Annotated in this window: 19 protein-coding genes; 11 read left to right on the top strand and 8 right to left on the bottom strand. The window is 58.7% G+C overall.

All coding sequences use genetic code 11. The features are described from left to right. Window positions 1-74: 74 nt before the first annotated feature. The 9 genes from FKCLFG_RS12795 (at window position 75) to FKCLFG_RS12835 (ending at window position 9521) form a co-directional block, all read left to right on the top strand. Complete coding sequence (locus FKCLFG_RS12795; RefSeq protein WP_472613461.1) at window positions 75-539, top strand: DUF2782 domain-containing protein; 465 nt, start codon at window positions 75-77, stop codon at window positions 537-539. Window positions 540-669: 130 nt separating this feature from the next. After that, window positions 670-1626, top strand: a complete 957-nt coding sequence (locus tag FKCLFG_RS12800; RefSeq protein WP_472613462.1) for a homoserine kinase — start codon at window positions 670-672, stop codon at window positions 1624-1626. Between the two features lie 2 nt (window positions 1627-1628). Then, window positions 1629-2402, top strand: a complete 774-nt coding sequence (locus FKCLFG_RS12805) for a BPSS1780 family membrane protein (protein ID WP_472613463.1) — start codon at window positions 1629-1631, stop codon at window positions 2400-2402. A gap of 232 nt (window positions 2403-2634) precedes the next feature. Then, the gene (gene lnt, locus FKCLFG_RS12810) at window positions 2635-4143 is read left to right on the top strand and encodes an apolipoprotein N-acyltransferase (RefSeq protein WP_472615857.1); all 1509 of its coding nucleotides are present in this window, start codon (window positions 2635-2637) and stop codon (window positions 4141-4143) included. Between the two features lie 104 nt (window positions 4144-4247). After that, the gene (gene glyQ / locus FKCLFG_RS12815) at window positions 4248-5159 is read left to right on the top strand and encodes a glycine--tRNA ligase subunit alpha (RefSeq protein ID WP_472613464.1); all 912 of its coding nucleotides are present in this window, start codon (window positions 4248-4250) and stop codon (window positions 5157-5159) included. A gap of 95 nt (window positions 5160-5254) precedes the next feature. Next, window positions 5255-7336 carry a glycine--tRNA ligase subunit beta gene (gene glyS, locus FKCLFG_RS12820; RefSeq protein WP_472613465.1) on the top strand — a complete coding sequence of 694 codons (2082 nt, stop codon included), beginning with the start codon at window positions 5255-5257 and terminating at the stop codon, window positions 7334-7336. Window positions 7337-7351: 15 nt separating this feature from the next. Beyond that, entirely contained in the window at window positions 7352-7951 is a 600-nt protein-coding gene (gmhB, locus tag FKCLFG_RS12825; protein WP_472613466.1) for a D-glycero-beta-D-manno-heptose 1,7-bisphosphate 7-phosphatase, read from the top strand. Between the two features lie 25 nt (window positions 7952-7976). Continuing rightward, window positions 7977-8720, top strand: a complete 744-nt coding sequence (locus tag FKCLFG_RS12830; RefSeq protein ID WP_472613467.1) for a lysophospholipid acyltransferase family protein — start codon at window positions 7977-7979, stop codon at window positions 8718-8720. A gap of 33 nt (window positions 8721-8753) precedes the next feature. Next, entirely contained in the window at window positions 8754-9521 is a 768-nt protein-coding gene (locus FKCLFG_RS12835) for a M48 family metallopeptidase (protein WP_472613468.1), read from the top strand. Between the two features lie 218 nt (window positions 9522-9739). On the opposite strand, the gene FKCLFG_RS12840 is transcribed toward FKCLFG_RS12835, so the two are convergent. The 6 genes from FKCLFG_RS12840 to FKCLFG_RS12865 form a co-directional block, all read right to left on the bottom strand. Further along, complete coding sequence (locus FKCLFG_RS12840; RefSeq protein ID WP_472613469.1) at window positions 9740-15277, bottom strand: hybrid sensor histidine kinase/response regulator; 5538 nt, start codon at window positions 15275-15277, stop codon at window positions 9740-9742. A 50-nt stretch (window positions 15278-15327) separates the two neighbouring features. Further along, entirely contained in the window at window positions 15328-17538 is a 2211-nt protein-coding gene (locus tag FKCLFG_RS12845; protein ID WP_472613470.1) for a methyl-accepting chemotaxis protein, read from the bottom strand. Window positions 17539-17602: 64 nt separating this feature from the next. Then, a complete protein-coding gene (locus tag FKCLFG_RS12850) occupies window positions 17603-18190 on the bottom strand; it encodes a chemotaxis protein CheW (protein WP_472613471.1) in 588 nt (195 codons plus the stop codon). A 10-nt stretch (window positions 18191-18200) separates the two neighbouring features. Continuing rightward, window positions 18201-18566, bottom strand: a complete 366-nt coding sequence (locus FKCLFG_RS12855) for a response regulator transcription factor (protein ID WP_472613472.1) — start codon at window positions 18564-18566, stop codon at window positions 18201-18203. 2 nt (window positions 18567-18568) lie between these two features. Then, window positions 18569-18991 (bottom strand): response regulator, encoded by a 423-nt coding sequence (locus FKCLFG_RS12860; protein WP_472613473.1) that lies wholly within the window; start codon window positions 18989-18991, stop codon window positions 18569-18571. A gap of 167 nt (window positions 18992-19158) precedes the next feature. After that, window positions 19159-19311, bottom strand: a complete 153-nt coding sequence (locus FKCLFG_RS12865; RefSeq protein WP_472615858.1) for a rubredoxin — start codon at window positions 19309-19311, stop codon at window positions 19159-19161. Between the two features lie 84 nt (window positions 19312-19395). On the opposite strand from FKCLFG_RS12865, the gene thiD reads away from it, so the two are divergent. Together thiD and hemL are read left to right on the top strand one after the other, a co-directional pair. Then, window positions 19396-20223 (top strand): bifunctional hydroxymethylpyrimidine kinase/phosphomethylpyrimidine kinase, encoded by an 828-nt coding sequence (gene thiD / locus FKCLFG_RS12870; protein ID WP_472613474.1) that lies wholly within the window; start codon window positions 19396-19398, stop codon window positions 20221-20223. A 57-nt stretch (window positions 20224-20280) separates the two neighbouring features. Next, window positions 20281-21564 carry a glutamate-1-semialdehyde 2,1-aminomutase gene (gene hemL / locus FKCLFG_RS12875; protein WP_472613475.1) on the top strand — a complete coding sequence of 428 codons (1284 nt, stop codon included), beginning with the start codon at window positions 20281-20283 and terminating at the stop codon, window positions 21562-21564. A 156-nt stretch (window positions 21565-21720) separates the two neighbouring features. Here the strand turns inward: hemL and corA are convergent, their stop codons facing one another. Continuing rightward, window positions 21721-22689 carry a magnesium/cobalt transporter CorA gene (gene corA, locus FKCLFG_RS12880; RefSeq protein WP_472613476.1) on the bottom strand — a complete coding sequence of 323 codons (969 nt, stop codon included), beginning with the start codon at window positions 22687-22689 and terminating at the stop codon, window positions 21721-21723. A 304-nt stretch (window positions 22690-22993) separates the two neighbouring features. Next, complete coding sequence (gene mtgA / locus FKCLFG_RS12885) at window positions 22994-23689, bottom strand: monofunctional biosynthetic peptidoglycan transglycosylase (RefSeq protein ID WP_472613477.1); 696 nt, start codon at window positions 23687-23689, stop codon at window positions 22994-22996. Between the last annotated feature and the right edge of the window lies 1 nt (window position 23690).

A 23690-nucleotide genomic window follows, 5' to 3' on the forward strand; every position in this document is an offset into this window, starting at 1 on the left:
TTGCTACAATCGGCGACACTGCTATCTTTACTAGAACATTTCCCGTTCATTTCATGCCAACCGGCCTAATTATCATGCGATTATCAAAAGCCTGGATCACCGTCGGATGCGCCATTGCCGCCTGCGCAATACCTTTACTGGTGAGCGCGCAACAGCCAGCACAACAGCCGCCCGTGATGGAAAATCTGGAGGAAGGCGAGCCGCCTGCGATTTCCATCACCCCGCCAGGTACAGAAAAGAAAATCACCGAAAAGCGCCAGCAAGGCAAAGTCACAGAAGTCGAGGTCAAAAGCGGCAACAACACCTATTACCTGAAACCGGTCGATCCAGCCGGCAGCGCCCTGCGCGGCGACGGCCAAAGCAAGGAGATGCGCGCGGCGCAATGGCCGGTGGTTGAGTTCGATATGGGCCTCAAGAAAAAGAAAGCTGCTGAAGCCGCGGCGGCTGCAGCGGCCGCGGCCGAAGCCAAAAATGCAGAAACCCCTGCGCCGGCCGCCAAAGCGCCGCCCGCAGTGAAACCTGCCGCACCAGCAAAATGACGCGCACCAGGAGTCTGTCGGACTTAGGAAGAATCGGCTGCAAAATACCCTAAGTCCGGCAGGCTGCTGCCGCGTCATTTCATTTGCATCCGATTGATCCCATCTTTTACCTTATCTTCATTTCATTCCCATGGCAGTATTTACCCCGGTCACACTGAATGACCTCTCCGACTGGATTAAGCAATTCCCACTCGGCCGAGCGCTTGCAATCGAAGGCATTTCATCAGGCATCGAAAACAGCAATTTTTTCCTCACCACTGAAGAAGGAGAATTCGTCCTCACCATTTTTGAGCAACTCAGCTTCGAACAGCTGCCGTTTTACCTGCAGTTGATGCAGCATCTGGCGCAGCGCGGCGTGCCGGTGCCGGAGCCGATTGCCAATCGGCAGGGCGAAATTCTGCACCGCCTGCACGGCAAGCCGGCCTCGATCGTGACCAAGCTCGCTGGCAGCTGCCAGCTGGCGCCGCAAGCGGTGCATTGCGCCGAAGTTGGCAGAGCCATGGCAAAAATGCATCTGGCGGCGCAGGATTTTCCGCTGACGCAGCCGAATTTACGCGGCCTGGATTGGTGGAATGCCACCACGCCGGCGGTCTTGCCCTTCCTGTCGATTGATAACGCCCACCTGCTGCGCGCGGAGATGCATTTTCAGTCGGCCTTCTCCGCATCTGCCGCTTATTCGCAATTGCCGCACGGGGCTATCCACGCCGACCTGTTTCGCAACAATGCGATGTTCGTCGGCGACACTCTGAGCGGCATTTTTGACTTTTACTTCGCCGGCTGCGAGCGCTGGCTGTTCGACGTTGCCGTGACGGTCAACGACTGGTGCATCGACCTGGAAACCGGAGTGCTCGATGCGGCCCGGGTACGCGCGCTGCTGGACGCCTATCATGCAGTGCGCCCGTTTACTGCCGCCGAGCAACTTGCCTGGCAACCGATGTTGCGGGCCGGCGCGCTGCGTTTCTGGCTGTCGCGCCTGTACGACACCCATCTGCCGCGCGCTGCAGAAATGCTGACGCCGCATGACCCGACGCATTTCGAGCGGATCTTGCGCCTGCGCATCGCCCATCCCGCACCGGCATTGTATTGATCATGGAAAAACTCCCCGCCGCAACCGGCCTGCAATGGATCAAACAGGGTTTCGCGTTGTTTCGCAAGCAACCGACAGAAATGTCGATGCTGTTCCTCGCGTATATGTTCATGATGCTGGCAATCGGCATCATCCCGTTTGTCGGCCAGGTGCTGCCGCTGATGCTGGTGCCGGCATTTTCGCTCGCGTTCCTGCAGGCTTGCGTGAACATCGAACATGGCAAGCGCGTCACGCCTCGCTTGCTGCTGACCGGATTTCGTTCGCCGGCAGTGGCAAACCTGCTGAAACTGGGTGCCTTGTACCTATTCGCCGCCGCCGCCGCTGCCGGCGCGTCCAGCCTGATCGATGGCGGCGTATTCTGGAACGTCATTACCGGCCAGGCCGCACTCGATCCGAAAACCGCACAAAACTCCGACATGGTGTCGGCAATGCTGCTTTCCGCGCTGCTGTACGTGCCGGTTTCGATGGCATTCTGGTATGCGGCGCCGCTGGTGGCGTGGCACAAGATGGGCGTCGTCAAGGCGCTGTTTTATAGCTTCTTCGCGGTCTTCCGCACCGGCAAACCGTTTCTGGTGTTTGGCCTGGCATGGGGCGTCATCGGCATCGTGTTCCCGACGATAGTTAGTTTGTTCGCCGTCCTCCTGCTGGGCAGCTCGTCCGTAGTCATGATGATTTTGCTGCCGCTGTCGGTGGTGCTGACCATCATCATGTATTGCTCGTTCTACCCGGCTTACACCGATGTTTTCGGCACTACCGAAGTGCCGCCGGAAGCCTGAGTCAAATCCAGAGAAATAAAAATATTGCCGGGGTATGCGTAAAAATACATCGTTTTCCGCAATGATTATATGCAGCAAATAAAAATACATGCAGTAGTACAACAATTATTTCGAAATCCGGAAAATACCCTATTGCAGCCGCCATAAACCTGCGTTGTGCTGTAATTTCATTACGCAGCTCTTCCACAGATCACTCATTCCCGGACCTCATCGCGTGCCACTCTATCGATCCATGTTGCTGGCACTGCTGGCCGGCGCACTAAACATACTGGCATTTGCACCTTTCGGCCTGTGGCCGCTGCAAATTCTGTCGCTGGCTGCGGTGCTGCCGCTGGCTTTGCACGCAAAAAATTACAAACACGGCGCGCTGATCGGCTGGGCTTACGGTTTCGGCTGGACCGGGTGCGGGGTCTACTGGCTGTATATCAGCATGCACGATTTCGGCGGCATGCCAGCGCCAATCGCGGCACTGGCGGTGATTCTGCTGGCGCTGTTTCTAGGTGGTTACGCGGCGCTGGCGTTCGGCCTGTCTGCATGGCTGCGGCAGCGCTGGCAGGCTGCGCCGGCGTGCGTGGCGCTACTGATCTTCCCGGCTCTGTGGGCGCTGACCGAATGGCTGCGCGGCTGGATTTTCACCGGCCTGCCCTGGGTTTCCTCCGGTTATGCGCATACCGCCAGCCCGCTGGCCGGCTATGCGCCGCTGATCGGCGTCTACGGGCTGGCCTGGATTTCGGCCCTGATCGCCGGTTGCCTGACGCTGTTTCCAAATCGCAAAGCGCCGTTGGCGCTGGCGCTGCTGCTGCTGATAGTCGGGCTTGACCTGATAACGGTGCGCTGGACCAGCCCTGCCGGCCAGCCGATCACGGTGCGGCTGCTGCAAGGCAATGTGGCGCAGGCCATGAAATTTGCGCCTGAACAAATCGACACAACGCTGGTGCTGTACCGGGACCTGATCAGCGCTGCGCCGGCCGACCTGATCGCCACACCGGAAACCGCAATCCCGCTGTTTGTACAACAATTGCCGCCCGAATATCTGTCGCTTTTGTCCGATTTTGCCCGGCGCTCCGGCAGCCATCTGGCCATTGGGATACCGGTCAGCGACGGCCCGCAACGCTATGCCAACAGCGTGATCGGCATCGCGCCCGAACGCAGCGCTGCCACCGTCACCACCTATCGCTATGACAAGCGCCATCTGGTGCCATTCGGCGAATTCATCCCGACCGGCTTTCGCTGGTTCGTCGACCTGATGCACATTCCGCTGGGCGATTTCGCACGCGGCCCGGTGGTGCAGCCGCCGTTCGCGGTCAAGGACCAGTGGCTGCTGCCGAATATCTGCTATGAAGATTTGTTCGGCGAAGAAATCGCCGGCCAGCTGGCCGCCAACCACTTCGCCGGTGCGCCGGTGGCAACCATGCTGCTCAATGTCTCGAACATCGCCTGGTTCGGCGACACCATCGCGCTGCCGCAGCATTTGCAAATTTCGCAAATGCGCGCACTGGAAACCGGCCGTCCGATGCTGCGCGCCACCAATACCGGCACCACCGCCATCATCAGCCCGCAAGGCAAAGTGACCGCGCAACTGCAGCGCTACCGGCGCGGCACCTTATCGGCTACGGTGCAAGGGATGCAGGGCATGACGCCTTATATTCTGGCCGGCAATGCCACTATGCTGTTGCTGGCTGCGCTGGCGCTCGGTGCGGGCTGGCTTACCAGCCGCAAAAACCGTTGCGTTCGCGCATAACCCTGCTAAAACCCGTTAAAATCCATGCTTTGGCGGACTTGCCCGATTATTCGCCCCATTCACCCTGAGCGCGGCGCGACGCCGTGCGGCTAGAGAATCACAACATGCTTACATTCCAACAAATCATCCTCAAGCTGCAAGAATATTGGGACGCGCAAGGTTGCGCGCTGCTCCAGCCCTACGATATGGAAGTCGGCGCCGGCACTTCGCACACCGCGACTTTCCTGCGCGCAATCGGCCCCGAGCCATGGCGTGCCGCCTATGTGCAACCGTCGCGCCGTCCCAAGGATGGCCGCTACGGCGAAAACCCAAACCGCATGCAGCATTACTACCAATATCAAGTAGTGATGAAGCCGGCGCCGGAAAATATCATCGACCTGTACCTCGGTTCGCTCAAGGCGCTGGGACTGGATTTGCAACAAAACGACGTGCGTTTCGTCGAGGACGATTGGGAAAACCCGACGCTGGGCGCCTGGGGCCTGGGCTGGGAAGTCTGGCTGAACGGCATGGAAGTGACCCAGTTCACCTATTTCCAGCAGGTCGGCGGACTCGATTGCAAGCCGGTGCTGGGCGAAATCACCTACGGCATCGAACGGCTGGCGATGTATCTGCAGGGGGTGGAAAACGTCTACGACCTGGTCTGGACCGAATGGGAAGAGCACGGCATCACGAAGAAATTGACCTACGGCGACGTGTTCCATCAAAACGAAGTCGAGCAATCGACTTACAACTTCGAACACGCGAATACCGAATTCCTGTTCTCGCTGTTTTCCAGTTTCGAGGCCGAAGCCAAGCGCCTGCTGGAAGTGCCGCTGACGCTGCCCGCCTACGAAATGATTCTGAAAGCTGCGCACAGCTTCAACATGCTGGACGCACGCGGCGCGATTTCGGTCACCGAGCGCGCCGCCTACATGGGCCGCATCCGCAACCTGTCGCGCGGCGTGGCGCAAGCGTATTACGACTCGCGCGAGAAGCTCGGCTTCCCGATGTGCGGCGATGGCCGCAAAGCGGCTTAGGCTATTAGGCTGCCATAGAAACGTGGGCACGCTGTGCCCACCCACCCACTCCTTCAATACGCGCTTCCCGGGCCAACCGGGAGGACGGCAAAAAAATGAACCAGACACTGTTAGTCGAACTGCTTACCGAAGAACTGCCGCCGAAAGCGCTGGCCAAACTGGGCGATGCGTTTGCCTCCGGAATTCTCAACGGCTTGCGCGCGCGCGATTTCCTCGACGCTGACGCGGTTGCAACCACCTTTGCCTCGCCGCGCCGGCTGGCGGTCACGATCACCCAGGTGCGCGCCACTTCGCCGGACAAATCGATCCGCGAAAAAGTGCTGCCGGTGGGCGTTGCGCTCGATGCTAGCGGCCAACCCACCCCGCCGCTGGCCAAAAAACTGGCCGCGCTGGGTTTCCCCGACATTGGCATCGATGCGCTGGAGCGCGCACCGGACGGCAAGGTGGAAAGCTTTTTCTACACCCACACCGCACGCGGCTCGGCGCTGCACGGCGGACTACAGGCAGCGCTGGACGAATCGATCGCCAAGTTGCCGATTCCTAAATTGATGAGCTATCAGCGCCCGGACGGCAGCACCGTGCAGTTCGTGCGTCCTGTGCATAAAATTGTCGCACTGCACGGCAGCACAGTGGTGCCAATCGCAGCCCTCGGCCTGGCCGCCGGCGCGCAGACGCTGGGCCATCGCTTCCTGACGACGGGCGAAATCAGCATCCCGAACGCCGACAGTTACGCCGCCACGCTGGAAGCGCAAGGCAAGGTCATTGCCGACCCTGCTGCGCGCAAGGAAAAAATCCGCGCCGCGCTGCTGGACAAGGCAGGCGATGACCGGGTGCTGATGCCGGAAGCCCTGCTCGATGAAGTCGCGGCGTTAGTCGAATGGCCGGTAGTCTATGAATGCCATTTCGAGCCGCAATTTCTGAGTGTGCCGCAGGAATGCCTGATCCTGACGATGCAGACCAATCAGAAATATTTTGCCCTGACCGATAGCCACGGCAAGCTGCGTTCGCGCTTTCTGATCGTCTCCAATATCGAAACCAGCGACCCGCAGCACATCATCGGCGGCAACGAGCGCGTGGTGCGCCCGCGCCTGTCGGACGCCAAATTCTTCTTTGAGCAAGACCAGAAAAAAACCCTGGCCGAACGCCTGCCCAGCCTTGCCAACGTGGTGTATCACAACAAGCTCGGCACCCAAGCCGAGCGCACCGAACGCGTCAAGACGCTGGCCGGCCAGATTGCCCAAGCACTCGGCGCGGACGTAGCGCTGGCCGAACGCGGCGCGCTGCTGGCGAAAACCGATCTGCTGACCGATATGGTGGGCGAATTTCCAGAGTTGCAAGGCATCATGGGCACGTACTATGCCCGTCACGACGGCGAGCATGAAGAAGTCGCACTGGCCGCCAGCGAACATTATCAGCCGCGTTTCGCCGGCGACGCCCTGCCTGCGACCCAAACCGGCACTGCGGTGGCGCTGGCCGACAAGCTCGAAACTCTGGTTGGCATCTGGGGCATTGGCCTGCACCCGACCGGCGACAAGGACCCGTTTGCGTTGCGCCGCCACGCACTAGGCGTATTGCGCATGCTACTGGAAAAACGCCTGCCGCTATCGATCCATACGCTGTTGTCAGATAGCGCCGCACTATTCGCCTACAACCCGCATTTCAAGGTAGCGACCGCAGATATCACCGCCTTCCTGCTGGATCGTTTGCGTGGTTTGCTGCGCGAGCGGGGCTTTACGCCCAATGAAATCGAAGCAGTAGTAGCGCAAAATCCGGACACGCTGGACAACATCATAGAACGCCTGGATGCCGTCAAGGCCTTCGCTGCGCTGCCGCAAGCAGCGTCGCTGGCGGCAGCCAACAAGCGCATCACCAACATCCTGAAAAAAACCGACATCGTGCCCGGTCAAGTGCAACAAAATTTGTTGAGCGAAGCCGCCGAGCAAGCGTTGCACGCCGCCATGACCGCCTTGCAGCCGCAGGTGGACAGCGCGTTCGCAGCCGGCGACTTCACCCGCACCCTGAAGTTGTTGGCCGAGTTGCGCGACGATGTGGATGCCTTCTTCAGCTCGGTGATGGTGATGGCCGAGGACGTGCAACTGCGGAACAACCGCATCGCGCTGCTGGCCGCATTGCACGCGATGATGAACCGGGTGGCGGACATTTCCAAACTGGCTTAAGCGAAAGATTTGGCTATGAAGCTGATCATCCTCGACCGCGACGGCGTCATCAATGTCGACTCCGCCAATTTCATCAAAACAGCCGACGAATGGCAACCGATCCCCGGCTCTCTGGAGGCGATTGCGCGCTTGAATCAGGCCGGCTATCAGGTGGTGGTCTGCACCAACCAGTCCGGCATAGCGCGCGGCCTGCTCAACATGAATGCGCTGAATGCGATTCACCAGAAAATGCACATGGCAGCGCAGGAAGTCGGGGCTGAAATCGATGCGATTTTCTTTTGCCCGCATGCAGCCAGCGACAATTGCGACTGCCGCAAACCGAAGTCCGGCATGTTTTTAGAAATCGCCAGACGCTACGAAGTCAGCCTGAAAGGCATTCCCAACATCGGCGATTCGTTGCGCGATCTGCAAGCCGGCTTCAATTGCGGCTGCATCTCGTATCTGGTGCTGACCGGCAAAGGCACAAAAACCCAGGCCGACGACGGCCTGCCGCCGGACACCCTGATTTACCCGGACCTGGCCGCAGCAGTCGATGGCTTGCTGGATGCTACTGCAGTTACTGCAGCCACCACAGCCGCCAATAAAGACGCCGCCGCAATTCCGCCGTCTGCCTGAATCTTCCCTCTTTTTTGGAGACACGATGTTACGCAGCACCACCCTGTTTTTGCGTTCACTGTTTTTTGTATTGGTCATTCTGCTGGTGACGCCGGTCTGGGCCTGCGTCTGCCTCCTAGCCGCGCCGCTGCCGTATAACCGGCGCTATTACGTCACTTCGCGCTGGAATGTATTCGCCATCTGGCTGGCAAAAGTGGTGTGCGGCATCCAGTACCGCTTCAAGGGCTGGGAAAACCTGCCGGATGCGCCGGTGATCCTGATGCCCAAGCATCAATCGGCCTGGGAAACGATTTTTTTGCTGTGCATGATGCCGCGCCCGCTGGTATTCGTGTTCAAGAAGGAACTCCTGTACGTGCCGTTCTTCGGCTGGGCGCTGGGCTTGTTGCGGATGATCCCGATCGATCGCAGCAGTGGCAAGAATGCCTTACGACAAGTCGTCATGCACGGCAAAAAGCGTCTGGCCGATGGCCAGTGGATCATCATGTTCCCGGAAGGTACGCGCATCGCGGTCGGCAAAAAAGGGCAATACAAGAGCGGCGGCTCCCGGCTGGCGATCCAGACCAAGGCGCTGGTGGTGCCGATCGCGCTCAATTCCGGCGAATGCTGGCCGAAGAATGCATTCATCAAGCAACCCGGCACCATCACGGTCTCGATCGGGCCGCCGATTTCGCCCGAAGGCCACACCCCGGATAGCCTGTTGCAACTGGTGGAAAACTGGATCGAAACCGAAATGCGGGTTATCTCGCCGGCGGCTTACGCCAATAAATGATTTCAAGGAATGACACCGCCGGATAGCGGCGCTATGCCACTCCACCCCAAGACCGTGCAGAAAATCGACCGGACTATCGTGCTGCGCAGCATTGCCATCGACGGCCAGTTGCTGGAATATGGATTGCGCCGCTCCCAGCGCCGCTCGATCGGATTCCTGATCGACGATCAGGGACTGCGCGTGAGTGCGCCAAACCGGCTGTCCGTGGCCGCCATCGAAAATGCGATCCGCGACAAACAAGCTTGGATTAACAGCAAACTGCAACAACGCCGCGAGCGCGCGCTGCAACCGCAGCAAAATCCGCTGCCGTGGGGCGACGGCAGCTTGCTGCCTTATCTCGGCGCGCACCTGACGCTGCGGATCTGGAATACCAAAACCGCGCGGGTCGATTTCGATGCGATCAAAGGCGAACTGCACCTGCATCTGCCGGCGGACACCAGCCAGCAACAATTGCAAATTCACCTGCAGCGCTGGCTGCAAACGCAGGCCAGGCGGCTGTATGGCCAGCGCTTGCCGCACTACGCTGAAAAACTCGGCGCGAGCTACCATTCGTTCGGATTAAGCTCGGCCAAAACCCAGTGGGGTTCTTGCACCTCGCAACGGAAAATCCGCATCAACTGGCGCCTGATCCACTTCCCGCTGGCGCTGATCGACTATGTGATTGCGCACGAACTGGCGCATCTGCGCGAAATGAACCACAGCCCGCGCTTCTGGGCCACGGTGGCGTCGATCTATCCCGAATATGCCGCAGCCCGATGCCAGTTGCGCGAGCAGGCGCGCATTATGCCGCCGCTGTTTTAATACGGCCGGAGACGGAGTAACGGGATGGGCAGGTTCCGAACCTGCCCTTTTGTCGCCAAAGTGTAGGGGTAGCGCAATACGCAGCCAGAACAATTATGATAAATTTAAATACTGCGGAGTATAGGTAAAAAGCACCGCATTGCCGCATTATTTAATTGGAATTAAAAAAATACATACCAATGTATATTCCAGACCATAGTTATAATGCAGAAACCACGTCAGCCCACCGGCACCGCTGGCGCGATATGGGCGGCAATCGCTTGCAACAGCGCATCTTCCTGATACGGCTTGCCAAAGTAGGCGTCAACCCCCAGCTCCATTGCGTAATTGCGATGCTTGTCGGCGGTGCGCGAGGTAATCATGATGATCGGGATCTGGTGGGTGCGCTCATCGCCGCGCACGTTGCGGGTCAAATCGAAGCCATCCATGCGCGGCATTTCGATATCGACCAGCATCACGTCCGGCGTGATGGTCTGCAACTGCTGCAATGCATCCACGCCATCCTTGGCCAGCGCGACCTGATACCCTTCGCGGGTCAGCAGGCGCTGCGTCACCCGGCGCACCGTCAATGAATCATCGACCACCATCACGATGCGCTGCGTGCGCAAACCCGATACTGGTTGCGTCGCCTGAGCGTCGATCCGACTGGTCTGCGAGTCCGACAGTGCGGCCAACTCAGCCACAGCGCCCAAGCCGCTTGATGCTAATGGATCGGACCGCGTTGGGCGTTGAGCCCGCTGGCCGGTCCTGGCCGCACGCAATGCCAGCGCCACCGGATTGAGGATCAGCACAATTTCGCCGCTGCCCAGCACGGTAGCGCCGGCAATCCCCACCATTCGAGCCAATTGCGGGCCGATATTCTTGACCACCACTTCACGGTTGCCGAGCACCTTGTCGACATGGATTGCCACCCGGTCATTGCCGCTACGCAGAATTATCAGCGGCGAATACTGCGAATATTTTTGCGCCAGCGGGGCCGCCGCATCATCGGCCAGCAAGACCGACAGATTGTGCAGCTCCACCTGCTGGCCCTGCCAAATTATGCCGGCTTCGTTGTAGGCACTGGCCAGCGCCTGGCTTTTCAGTTGCTGCACTTGCTCGACCAGCGCCGAAGGCAGCGCATAGGTTTTGCCGCCGCTCTCCAGCAAAACCACCTGGGTCACGGCCAGCGTCAGCGGCAAATGAATCGTGAAACTTGCGCCCTGACCGGCTACCGAACTAATCGCCACCCGGCCACCCAAAGCGGCCACCTCTTCGTGCACCACGTCCAAGCCGATGCCGCGCCCAGCCAGCGCGGTAACTTCAGATGCGGTCGACAGGCCGGGCTGAAAGATCAGATCCATCGCATCGGCGTCGGAAATCGTGTCATCAATGCCGAGCAGGCCGGCGCTTCTGGCCTTGTCGCGAATCCGCGCCAGGTCGAGCCCACCACCGTCGTCAGCAAACTGGATCACGACTTCATTGCCTTCCTGCCGTACCTGCACCAGCAATTCGCCGGCATCAATCTTGCCCAGCGCGCGCCGTTGCTCGCGCGACTCAATCCCGTGCACAATCGCATTGCGCAGCAGATGCTCAAACGGCGCCGCCATTTTTTCCAATACGCTGCGGTCGATTTCGACTGCAGCACCGCTAATCTCAAGATTGACCCGCTTATCGACTTCCTTGGCGGCTTGCCGCGTGACTTGGTACAAGCGCTCGGCTACGCTGGCAAACGGCACCATGCGCACCAGCATCAGATCTTGCTGCAAATCGCGGGTCAGGCGCGCCTGGTTGCTGAGGTTGGCGCTGGCGTCTTCTACCGTGCGCGTCAGGCTTTGCTGCACGCTGGCGACGTCATTGACGCTTTCGGCCATCATGCGGGTCAGTTCCTGCAGACGCGTGAAGCGATCGAATTCCAGCGGATCGAATTCGCGGTCGCCCGATTGCGGCATCAGCGACATGATCTGCGATTCAGCCTGCATCTCGATTTCGCGCAACTGGCTGCGCAAGCGGCTGACGTTTTCAGTCAATTCCGACAATGAGCCGCGTAAGGTTCCGACCTCGGCTTCCAACCTGGAGCGCGAAATCGAGACTTCGCCGGCCTGGTTCACCAAGCGGTCGATGATGTCGGCGCGCACCCGTACTAGCGGCGCTTGCAGCGCAGCGGGAGATAGCAGCGGCACAACTAACAGCGGCGCGGCTGCGGACTGGACAGTCAGCGCATTGCCGCCCTGTTCAGCCGACGCCTCTGCTGCCACTACAGCGGATTCGACAGCCGGTGCCGGATGCTGCAACTGTTCAAACAGATGCAGGCTGTGATCGTGACTGGCCAGCAGTTCGTCCAGCGCCAGCGCGCCCGGCGGGCCGGCCTGCATCAGTTGGTCGATGTGGGTTTCGATGTCGTGCGCATGCTGTCCCAGCACCATCGCGCCAGCCATACGCGCACTGCCCTTGATGGTATGCAGCGAGCGCAGCAATGCTTGCGGCAATCCGGCGTCAGTAAGCGCTTGTTGCCAGGCCCGCAGCAAGCGGCCGATTTCCGGCAGCACATCGCGTCCTTCCTCGATGAATACCGGCAACAGATCGGCGTCAAGTGCATCCTTGATCTGCAGTGCAGCGTTCGCATTGGCAGCGCCCGGTTGCACCCCGGTGTCGGCAAGCAAGACTTGCTCTTGCTGCGTCGGCAAGACTTCCGGCGCTGCAATTTCCCCTTCCGCACAGCGGTCCACTGGTCCGCGCCGCTGCCTAAGCAGGCGGTGCAGGCTTTCCAGCAGCCGTATTTGCGCCAGCGGAAGCGGCGGCATCTCGCCCAGAGCGAAGGTCTGCAACATCGACTTGCAATGGGCTACGCATTGATCGAGAGCACCGAACTCTTCGGTCTCCAACAAGGCCGGTTGCCGCGCCAGATGCTGCAACAGTTCCTCCAGCGCCCGTGCCAGATCGTGCAACCCCTTGAAGCCGACCGTGGCTGAACTGCCGCACAGCGAATGCGCGGCATTGATCGCTTCCGGACTGACCGCGCGCTGGGTTTCATGCCGCCATTCGGAAAAATCGTTCGACAACAAACGCACAATTTCATCGGCTTCGGCCAGATAAATGGCGTGCAATGGAACACTGACCTCGACATCGCCAATTTTCTTGACGGTATCGTCCATCCGCGCATCCATCGCAGCGATTGCCGGGAACTCGATTACGCTGGCAGCCTGCTCCGGCTCGGGCGCTGATGCGTCCGACGGCGGCGCATCCGTCAGTTGCGCGTCCGTCGGCTGTTGCGCACAACTGATTGTTTCGGCATCATCGCTGCGCTCTGTAACCGGTTGCTGCGCTTCGCACGGCTGGTCGGCATCCTGCGGCAGCTTCAGCTTAGGTTCCAGCTCCAGTTCAAGATCGAGATCGAAGTCGAAATCCACGGCCGACAGCGGCTCCAAATCAGCAACCTCAGACCAGGTAGGCAATATTGCCGCGACTGCTGAAGCATCCGGCACATCGGTGCTTGCAACGGAGCACTGGACGATGGCCGGCAATTCCAGCGCCTGGCCGGTTTTCACGCGTTCGGCCGCCTGTGTCAGCGCGTCTGCAGTGCGCCCGGATTGCCCGTGCAACTGGATTTCCGCCACCCACGTCTGCAACTCTTGCACTGCCATGTCCAGCAACGCGTAGAGATCGGCGCTGGCGCTGCGCGCTTCGGACAACCAGAGATTCATTACCTGCTCGATACTCCAGGCGGCGTTGCCGAACACGCTTAAGCCGACCATGCGGCCGCTACCCTTGAGCGTGTGAAAGGAGCGCCGCATGGTAGCCAGATGCTCCTGGTTATGGCTGTCCTGACGCGACTGCGGCAAGGTCTGGTTCACAAAAGCCAGCACTTCTTGCGCTTCAGAAATAAATATCTCCAGCAGTTCAGCGTCAATTTCACTATCGGTTGCCGCCGCCTCGACCGGAACGACCGGAGCCACGGCAGCTACAGCGGCAGCCCCGCTTGTCACGTCCACAGGAGCCTGCGGCGTGGCGACCGCCGCTGGGCCAGTTTTCTGAAACAGGTTTGCATGAAAAATGCCATCCTGCGCATTGAAGGTGAAACGGCTGCGCGCGGCGCGCGGATCTGCCGCCAGCATTTCCAGGAAAAACCCCAGCGCACCGACGTTTTGCGCCACATCCTGATACGCCTGCCGGCCGGCCGGCGCGTGGGGCGAACTATCGGCAAAACCACGCACCACGGCCTGGGTATGCTCGACAGCACGCATCGCATCGTTCTGGTCCAGGATTGCCAACGCACCGGCAATCTGGTGCAGCGCCGGCTCCAACTTGCGCAGCAATTCTTTTTGGGCTGGATTGAAAAAGTATTCCTCCAGCGATTTTTCGACCTGACGCAGATTGGCTTGCATTTCGGTCGCCAACACGTCGAGAGTCTGTCTCTGCTGGGCTTGCTCGGATAATTCGTCGAGCCATTGCGCACACGCGCCAGGCACCTCTCCGGCGACAATTGAAATCAAGCGGCCGGATAGCGCATCGGCACGCCCGGGAAAATCGGCGCCCAGATGGCTGATGTTATCCAGTGCATATTCGACAAATAACAAGCCCGTCGCCATTTCCAGGCAGATGCTGTGCTCCGGGCTGGAATGCGCGGCATCGCGGGCGATGCTGTTAAGTTCGCGCAATAATTTGGCGAGTGAGGATGCATTCAGTTTGTCACCGGCCACGGCCAGTGTTTCCATTGTGTGCATGAAAGATTCGGCAAAACTGGCATCGCCACCGGCAATCCGGCTCCACATGCTTTTGGCCTGTGCCAATCCTTCCTTGGCGGTACGCAGCGCCTCGAGATCGATTTGGCCGTAATACCGCACTGCGTAATCGGAGGGAATCGGCGCTTCGATGCGATGCGCAGCGCGTATCAATAGAACCGCAGCAGAAGGCTGCTCGATCTGCGCGATGAAAAACAGGGCATCGCGCATCAGGCTCTCGGAAATACTCGGGGAACCCTGCGCCAGATGCCGGATCTGCAGGTTAAGCAAGGCAAACAGTTGCTTGACGAAGTGCCCGATGGGGATCTGGCCGCAACGTACTGCTTCGGCAAAGCCGTGCATCACCCACCAGAATCTGCGCGCTTGCGGTTCGGTTTGCGCCTGTTCTATTTCTGCAATGACTGCGCACATGGCTGCTGCGCTATTGGAGTCAGCCGGTGCAGCGCCATTTTTAAGAAATGGCAACAAAGCCATCTCGAACCGCCGCCGCAAACCGGCATACGAGGCAGACGATGCCGGTTGCGACATCTGGTTCGCATCCATGACTGGCAATGCGAGCGGATCAGCCAACTGCGGAAAGAACAGGTCGGCGGGATGGATGCGCGCTGCGCCAAGCGCCTCCAGAACGGCCTTGTGATAAGGGTACAGGCGCACCGCTTGCTGTGGCGCACCAGACAACACATGCTCCAGATACTCCAGCAAGGCCTGGTAAGCATCGCCGACGATGTCGGCATGGCTTTGCGTCAAGGTAATTTGGGCCGCCGCCAGACGCTCCAGCAATTGTTCGATGGCTTCGGTGACGATCGTCACGCCATCGAGATCCACCATTTGCAGCGCACCGTGGGCTTGGTGCAAATGGGTCTTGGCATGGTACAGCGAGGTTGTTCTGGACTCGGCGTCCTGCGCTACTGCATCTTGCAGCGCCATTTTGGATCGCCCCAGCGCATCGCGGATTTCACCTATTACCCAAGATAAAGGGCCGGTATCGGTCTCAACCGGCTGATCGTTCGGGTGCGCGGAAAAAGGGATGCTCATGCTTGTCTCGCCAGTATGAAGCCGGGCAGTGCCCGGCTCGAAGAAGTGGATCAGGCCGCCACGCGGAAGCGCGACACCGAGTTTTTGAGTTCTTCGGCCAGCACGGACAGTTCCTGGATCGACTGCGCGGTCTGCTGCGTGCCGCCTTTGGTCTGCTCGGTCACCGCGAGGATGTGCTGGATGGTTTGCGCCACGCTGTTGGCAGAGGTCGCCTGTTGTTCCGTTTCATACGAAATGCCCTGAATCAGCTCGGCCAGCCGGTTCGAGACGCGACTGATGTCGGTCAGTGCGGCGCCGGCCGCATCTGACAGCTTGGCGCCTTCCACCACGCCCTGCGTCGATTGCTCCATCGCGGCGACCGCGTCGAAGGTATCGGTCTGAATGGTGCGCACCAGCGCGCCGATCTGCTTGGTTGCCGCTCCGGAACGTTCAGCCAGGCGCTGCACTTCTTCCGCCACCACCGAGAAGCCGCGCCCGGCTTCGCCGGCCGAGGCCGCCTGAATCGCAGCATTCAGTGCCAGCACGTTGGTCTGTTCGGTAATGTCGGAAATTAACTCAGTAATCTCGCCGATCTCTTGCGAAGATTCACCCAGACGCTTGAGGCGCTTGGAGGTTTCCTGAATTTGCTCGCGGATCTCGGTCATGCCCTTGATCGCATTTTCCACTGCTTTCGAGCCCTGCTGCGCAGCTGCCACCGACTGCCGCGCCACATCAGCAGACTGGTTGGCCGAGCGCGACACATCGGTAATCTGCTCTGCCATCTGCAATATCGACTGGCCGGCATTTTCAATTTCACGCGATTGCTGCTGTGACATCAGCAGCAAGTCGGCTGACACGCTTTGCGCCTGATTCGATGCCGAAGTCACCTGTGCGGCGGTATTGGTTACCCGCCCAACCAGCAAACGCAACTCTTCCACGGTGTAATTGACCGAGTCGGCAATTGCGCCGGTGATGTCTTCCGACACCGTGGCCTGCACCGTCAAGTCGCCGTCGGCGACTTCCTGCAATTCATTCATCAAGCGCAAAATGGCCGCCTGATTCTGGTCGTTGCTGCTTTTCGCCCGCTCTTCCTGGCTCTGCGCCAGATGCTGCTGCCGTTCTGCTTCCTGGCGGCGCGCCTCAGCTTCACGCGCACGGCTGCGGCTATCCTGCAGCAACATCAAGGCCACCCCGGATGCCGCGAACAAGGCCACAAAGGCGCTCACGAGCAACATCCAGAACGGCCAACCCCAATCGTCCTGCTCGGCCCGGAAGGTGGTCTGCAAACTGCCGATACGCTGTTTCAGGGTTTCATTTTCATTGAACAGCAATTGTTCTGCCTGTTTGGCTGCAATGAAATTCTGCAGATTGCCGAGAATCGAAGCAACCGATAGCTGATATTCGGCAAACACTTTTTGCAATTCGGTCAGCCTTACGCGTACTTCCGGGTCCTTGCTGGCAGTCAGTTTGAGCGCATCGTTACCGTTCAAAAAACCGTCAACAATGTCGCGGAAAGTATTGGTGTCTTTTCCCAGCAAAAAAGCGGTTTCCGGGTTGACGCCTTCGGAGGTCAGGAATTCGCCGGCGCTGCGCTCCAAGCGCTGGGTCAGCATCATTAATTGGCCGGTGGTCAGGATTTCGTGCGGGGTGGCGCCGGCTTGCACCTTCAGCGCAGCAATTTGCTCGGCCAACTCAAGCATCACCGGCGACAGGCTGTTCAGGCTTTCCAGGGTAGCGCCGAAACCTGTCAGTTCTTTCTTCAGTTTCAGGATGGTGTCGGCGGCCTTTTCCGAATTAGTCCACATTTTCAGACTTTCCTTGATGCCGGGCACGACTATGGCATCAGGCAACTTGATTTTCGAGCCCAGATAATCACCGCCATTGGCCAGCAATTTCAAGTCCCTGCTGAGTTCGCGCCGACTGTCTTCCAATTGCTTGAACGCCTCCCGATTGCCCTGGATCGCGTTCGGCGCTGCCTTACCGATACGCTGCGAGTGCATCAGAGCATCGCCGGCGATTTGGGTCTGGGTTGCACTTTGCGCCCAGCTGTTCACGCTGTACCAGACAAAAAATGCGCTCAACAGCAGCGCGGCGCCTACCGAAATCAGCAGCAGACGAATTTGCCTTTGCGGGGCCAGATGGCCGATCAGCGGTAGCGTGACATCGAGCAAGCGCTCCAGTCCGCTGCCGCCGCTTGCCGGCGCCTGCATTGCACCGACAACCACAGCGTCCTGCTGCAGATTCTCTTCCTTTGAAGAAAGGAAAGGGTTTTTGAACGCCATGAAGAAATCTCCTATTGCCAATGAAGAGGCGACCGGCATGCGCAGCAACGCCTGCGCCGGTCGCTCATAAACCTATTTGTAAGAAGCGGGAATCCTGCACCAGCGCCGCCAGATCGATTTGCGTCCAGAGCTGGGATTGCGCATCACGGTAGCACTGCCTAACCCAGGGCCAAGGCGACAACTCGGATACCTGATCGGGCACGGACTCGGGTGTCATCTGCTGCGGATTGCGCAGACCCAACACGCGGGGTACCAGCAAGCCGCCATGCAGCGACAGTGCGCGCGATAAAACGATGATCCGGCACTCCGCATCAATCGCGGTGCCCGCATAACCCAGAAAGCGGGAAAGATCGATCACACCCACCAGATTGCCGCGGATGCTCGACAAGCCGAGATACCAGTCCTGCGTCAGCGGGACTTTGGTGATCGAGCGCACCGGCATGACTTCACTGGTCTGCTGCAAATCGAACAAGCAGTGCGTGTCTCCCAGCATTACGCCTAGCTGATTGATATTGCTTTCCGTGCTGTTTTGCGCGGCTTGCACCCGTTGCGCCAACTGCGCCTGAAATTCACGCAAGCGGGTCCGGCGCGCAAGCGGCTCCAGCTTGCCGGCTGAATCCGCCGGCATGCGAGGCATCGAAGGTTGGCTCATAAAAACAGGTTTAGCCTAGTGCAGCGATTTTGGACAACAATTCCTGCGCGTTGATCGGCTTGACCAGATAGTCGCGCGCGCCTTGCCGCAAACCCCAGATACGGTCGGTCTCCTGGTCCTTGCTGGTGCAGATGATGATCGGGATATCCTGAGTTTCCGGATCGCGGGCAATCGAGCGGGTCACCTGGAAACCGTTTTTTCCGGGCATCACCACATCCATCAGGATCAATTGCGGCTTGTCGGCCTTGATCATCAATAACGCATCGTCGCCACTCTCGGCGGTGGATACTGAAAACCCGTTCTTGGCCAGGAGGTCGGTAAGGAAATAGCGCTGGGTTGCCGAATCGTCGACAATCAGAATTTTTTGAATGGTCATCTTTACATTTCCTGCTTCGAAGTTGGCTGATCTGCAGTTTGCGCGGTAAGGTCGCGCACCGTTTTTAATAAACTATCCTTGGTGAACGGCTTGGTCAGGTATTCGGAGGAGCCGACCATCGCCCCCCGCGCACGATCGAACAAGCCATCTTTCGACGACAGCATGACGACCGGTGTGGCATGGAATTTGGCGCTTTTTTTGATCAGTGCGCAGGTTTGGTAGCCATCCAGCCGCGGCATCAGAATGTCGCAAAAAATCAGCGCCGGCTGGTGATCGTTGACTTTCGCCAGTGCATCGAAGCCATCCCCGGCCAGAATCACCTGATAGCCGGCCTGCCCCAAAAATATCTCTGCGGAACGACGAATGGTGCTGCTGTCGTCAATCACCATGATTTTCAAATTGCCACCCTGTAACGTTGTTGTCATGATGCCACCCCACCCAGCCGATTGGAAATTCTGCCCAACTGTAACAAAAAATGAGGTGCTTTAAAACAATACATTTCAAAGCGGCGAATTTGAGATATTGATTTTTTTTACAGGATATTATTCAGGCGACAAGCATTGCCGGGTTTCGCCAGAATCGCGACAACCGGTCAGAGTATTACCATCTCGAAATCTTCCTTGCGCGCGCCGCATTCCGGGCAGGTCCAGTTCATGGGGACGTCTTCCCAGCGCGTGCCTGCAGCGATGCCTTCTTCCGGCAAACCCTGCGCCTCGTCATAGACCCAGCCGCAAATCAAGCACATCCACGTCTTGAATTCTTCTTTGTTACTCACAGCCGACACCCCCTTCAAGTAAAATACAAAGTCAGCTATATTAATCCCCCTGTCGTGCAAAACCAAACTTCCCCGCTCATATTAACTTTTGGCGCTTCCGACCCGGTCGGCGCTATCGGCATCCAGGCTGACTTGGCTACGTTTGCGGCGATGGGGTGCCACGGCGCATCCGTGATTACCGCGCTTCTGATCAGCGACACCGCGCGCATCGGAGACATCCAGGATATCGAAGCCGATTGGGTCATGGACCAGGCCCGCATGGTGCTCGAAGACATGCCGATTGCCGCCTTCAAGGTGGGCGCGCTGGGCAACACAGAAAACATCAGGGCGATTGCCGAAATTGCCTCCGACTATCCCGATATCCCGCTCATTCTCGACCCCTTCATTTCCCTGATGCCGGATCAGGGCATGGGAGGCGAGGACATGCTGCTGGCGATGCGCGAATTGCTGCTGCCGCAAACCACTTTGTTTCTGGCTTCTGTCACCGAACTGAACCAGTTGGCGGAAACCTGGCGCGCACCAAGCGGAGCCGACATGCTGGCTGCTGACGTCGGCGAAGCCATCGCATTCGGCTGCCAGCACCTATTCCTGACCGGCACGCCGTGCGATTTGGGCGATGTCGCCAACACGCTATACAGTGACTCCGGCGTGGTGCGTCACGATGTCTGGCAGCGCCTGCCGGGCGCTTTTTCCGGCGCCGGATCGACCCTCTCCGCTGCGATTGCAGCGATGCTGGCCAATCGCCTGGAGGTGCCGGAAGCGGCGCTTGAAGCGCAGGAATTCACGATGGCAGCACTGTCCCACGCGCTGCGCATCGGCATGGGAAAACTGGTTCCGGATCGCTTCTTCTGGGCCAGGGAATCCGGCCTGCAACAACCTTGATCGACACTCCGCAACACTACTTTCACGCCACTTTCCACATTTAACCGACTGTTTGCCATGACTTCCAAAAATCAAGACCTCTTTGCGCGCGCCCAACTGACTACGCCCGGCGGCGTCAATTCCCCGGTGCGCGCATTCCGCTCGGTGGGCGGCACGCCGCGCTTCATCACCCGCGCCGAAGGCCCCTATTTCTGGGATGCCGACGACCAGCGCTATATCGATTACATCGGCTCCTGGGGTCCGGCCATCGTCGGCCATGCGCACCCAGAAGTAGTCAAGGCGGTGCAGCAGGCGGCAGCGCGGGGCTTGAGCTTCGGCGCGCCGACCGAAGGCGAAGTGCTGATGGCCGAAGAAATCTGCCGTCTGGTGCCGTCGATCGAACAGGTGCGATTGGTATCGAGCGGCACCGAAGCCACCATGAGCGCATTGCGGCTGGCGCGTGGCGCCACCGGACGCGACAAGATCATCAAATTCGAAGGCTGTTATCACGGCCACGCCGACTCCTTGCTGGTCAAGGCCGGCAGCGGCTTGCTGACCTTCGGCAACCCGACCTCGGCCGGCGTGCCGGAAGATTTCATCAAGCACACGCTGGTGCTGGACTACAACAACAGCCAGCAACTGGAAGAGACTTTCAGGTCGATCGGCCATGACGTCGCCTGCGTGATTATCGAACCGGTCGCCGGCAACATGAATCTGGTGCGCGCCAGCTCCGAATTCCTGCACACGCTGCGCCGCCTGTGCACCGAATACGGCACCGTGCTGATTTTCGATGAAGTGATGTCGGGCTTCCGGGTCGCGCTCGGCGGCGCGCAAGCGCTGCATGGCATCACGCCGGATTTGACTGCGCTGGGCAAAGTCATCGGCGGCGGCTTGCCGGTGGCGGCTTTCGGCGGCCGCGCCGATCTGATGCAACAGATGGCGCCGATCGGCGCGGTGTATCAGGCTGGCACCCTGTCGGGCAACCCGGTTGCCGTCGCCGCCGGCATGACCACGCTGAAATTGATCCAGGCGCCCGGTTTCTACGAGTCGCTCGGGGCGCAAACCACCAAACTGGTGCAAGGTTTGACGGCAGCGGCCAAAGAAGCTGGCGTGACTTTCTGCGCCGACTCGGTCGGCGGCATGTTTGGCATGTATTTTTCTGCCGCGGTGCCGACCAGCTATGCCGAAATCATGGCTGGCGACAAGGACAAGTTCAATCTCTTCTTCCACGCGATGCTGGACGCCGGCGTGTACTTCGCTCCGGCTGCTTTTGAAGCCGGCTTCGTCTCGGCGCGACATGATGACGCGGTAATCGACGCCACCATCGCCGCCAGCCGCACCGCTTTCGCGCAACTGGCCTGATAGCGAAAGAGCATCTCCAGCGCCTCTGTCGAGGGCTGGAGATGCTCTTTCAATTTACCTATACTGCAACACGTATTTTTATGCTTCGCAATACATTAATGCGGAAATTGCCATAAAAATACATATACTCCCTGTTTTTATATTTCCTGCCGGGACTCACCGGAGCCAGCCGCGGCGTCTGAAATACCAGAATGGCGTAATCGCCGAAGCCAGCATCAGCGTCAGCGAAAATGGATAACCGAAATTCCATTCCAGCTCGGGAAACCAGCCCTTGAAGTTCATGCCGTAAATGCTGGCGATCAGGGTCGGCGGCAGGAAAGCGACGCTGGCCACCGAGAAGATTTTGATGATCTTGTTCTGGTTGATGTTGATCAGACCTACGGTGGCATCCATCAGGAAGTTGATCTTGTCGAACAAGAAAGACGTGTGGCCATCCAGCGATTCGATATCGCGCAAAATCTGGCGCGATTCCTCGAACTGGTCGGCGTTCAGCAGGCGACCGCGCATCAGAAAACTGACCGCGCGCCGCGTGTCCATCATGTTGCGCCGGATGCGCCCGTTCAAATCCTCCTCTTGCGCGATCGCGTTCAGCGTGGCTGCCGCATCCTGATCGGTAAAATCCTTTTGCAGCACGCGCCGGCTGACGCTCTCCAGATTCAGGTAAATCCCTTCCAGCGCATCAGCACAATATTCGGCGTCGGTGGCGAACAGATCGAGCAGCACATCCTTGAAATCCTCGATCGAACCGGGGCGCGAGCGGGCGCGCATGCGCACCAGACGGAACACCGGCAAATCCTCGTTGTGGACTGAAAACAGCATATTCTTGGTCAGGATGAAGGCCACCGTAACGCTGCGCGAAGGCCCCTCCTCCTCCTCGACCAGGAAATCGGTGCGCAGATGCAGATCGCCGTTTTCCGCATCGTAATAACGCGCCGATGCCTCGATATCCTTGACCTCGTCCTCGCCCGGCAAGATGACCTGATAGATGCTTTTGATCCAGGCCCGCTCTTCATCGTTGGTGTCGGTCAGGTCAACCCAGACCGGTTCGATACTGGCCAGATCGGCGCGCGTGTCGATATATACCTGGCTGAGTCGGCCATTTTGCAAAACGAATGCATTAATCATAAATTCTCCCAGTCATGCCGCCGCGCCCACCACGCACACGGCGTACGCATACGCGCAACACATACTGTAACTAAATCGGATTGGAACGAACAGGCGGACTATTACAAATCGTCTCCCGGAACACGGTAGCGCGAGAAGAACGCGACTATAAACTGGCGCAGTGACGACCTGATGACAAGCCTATTGCACAACCTGCAGAATAAAAACAGCGCAAGTGTACTGACATCGAAACCGGCTAGCAAGCGTATTCACCGGGCCTATGAGAATCTAATTTCAGCGTTGTATTGCGTTGTATTAGCGTGCTTCAAGGCAGTTCCGCCGAACCCATCCGGCGCAAAATCAGGCGGGTGCGCTGCGCCAGATAGGCGGAGCCGCGATGGCTGTCGTAAAAGCGCGGATTGGGCAGCATCACCGCCAACTTTGCAGCTTGGCTGGCACTCAGATTGGCCGCAGAAGTACCGTAGTAATGGCGGGCGGCGGCTTCTGCCCCGAACACGCCGCTGCCCCATTCAACCACGTTCAGATAAATCTCGAAAATACGTTCCTTGCTCATCCAGAATTCCAGCATGTAGGTGATCACCAGTTCCTGCGCCTTGCGGAAATAGCTGCGACTGCCCGACAGGAACAGATTTTTTGCCAATTGCTGGGTAATGGTCGAACCGCCGGCCACCACCCGGCCTTTGCGGGTATTTTTCAGATAGGCTTTTTCCAGAGCATCCCAATCGACGCCCTGATGTTCGGCAAACAGCGCATCTTCCGAGACGATGATCGCGCGCTTGAGATTCTTCGAAATCCGCTGGTATGGCACCCATTGCTGCTTGAGGACGACGTTCGGATTTTTTTCCTGCAACTGCGCCAGTTGCGCATGCATGAAGCTGGTCGATGAAGGATTAAACACGACCCACAGGCCGATTTGCGCAAAGTAATACAGTTGCAGCAACAGGATCAGCAAGAATGGCGTCAGCACCAGCCACCACAAATATTTGCGCAGTTTCTTCATC

Source organism: Gelidimonas denitrificans, assembly GCF_055694065.1.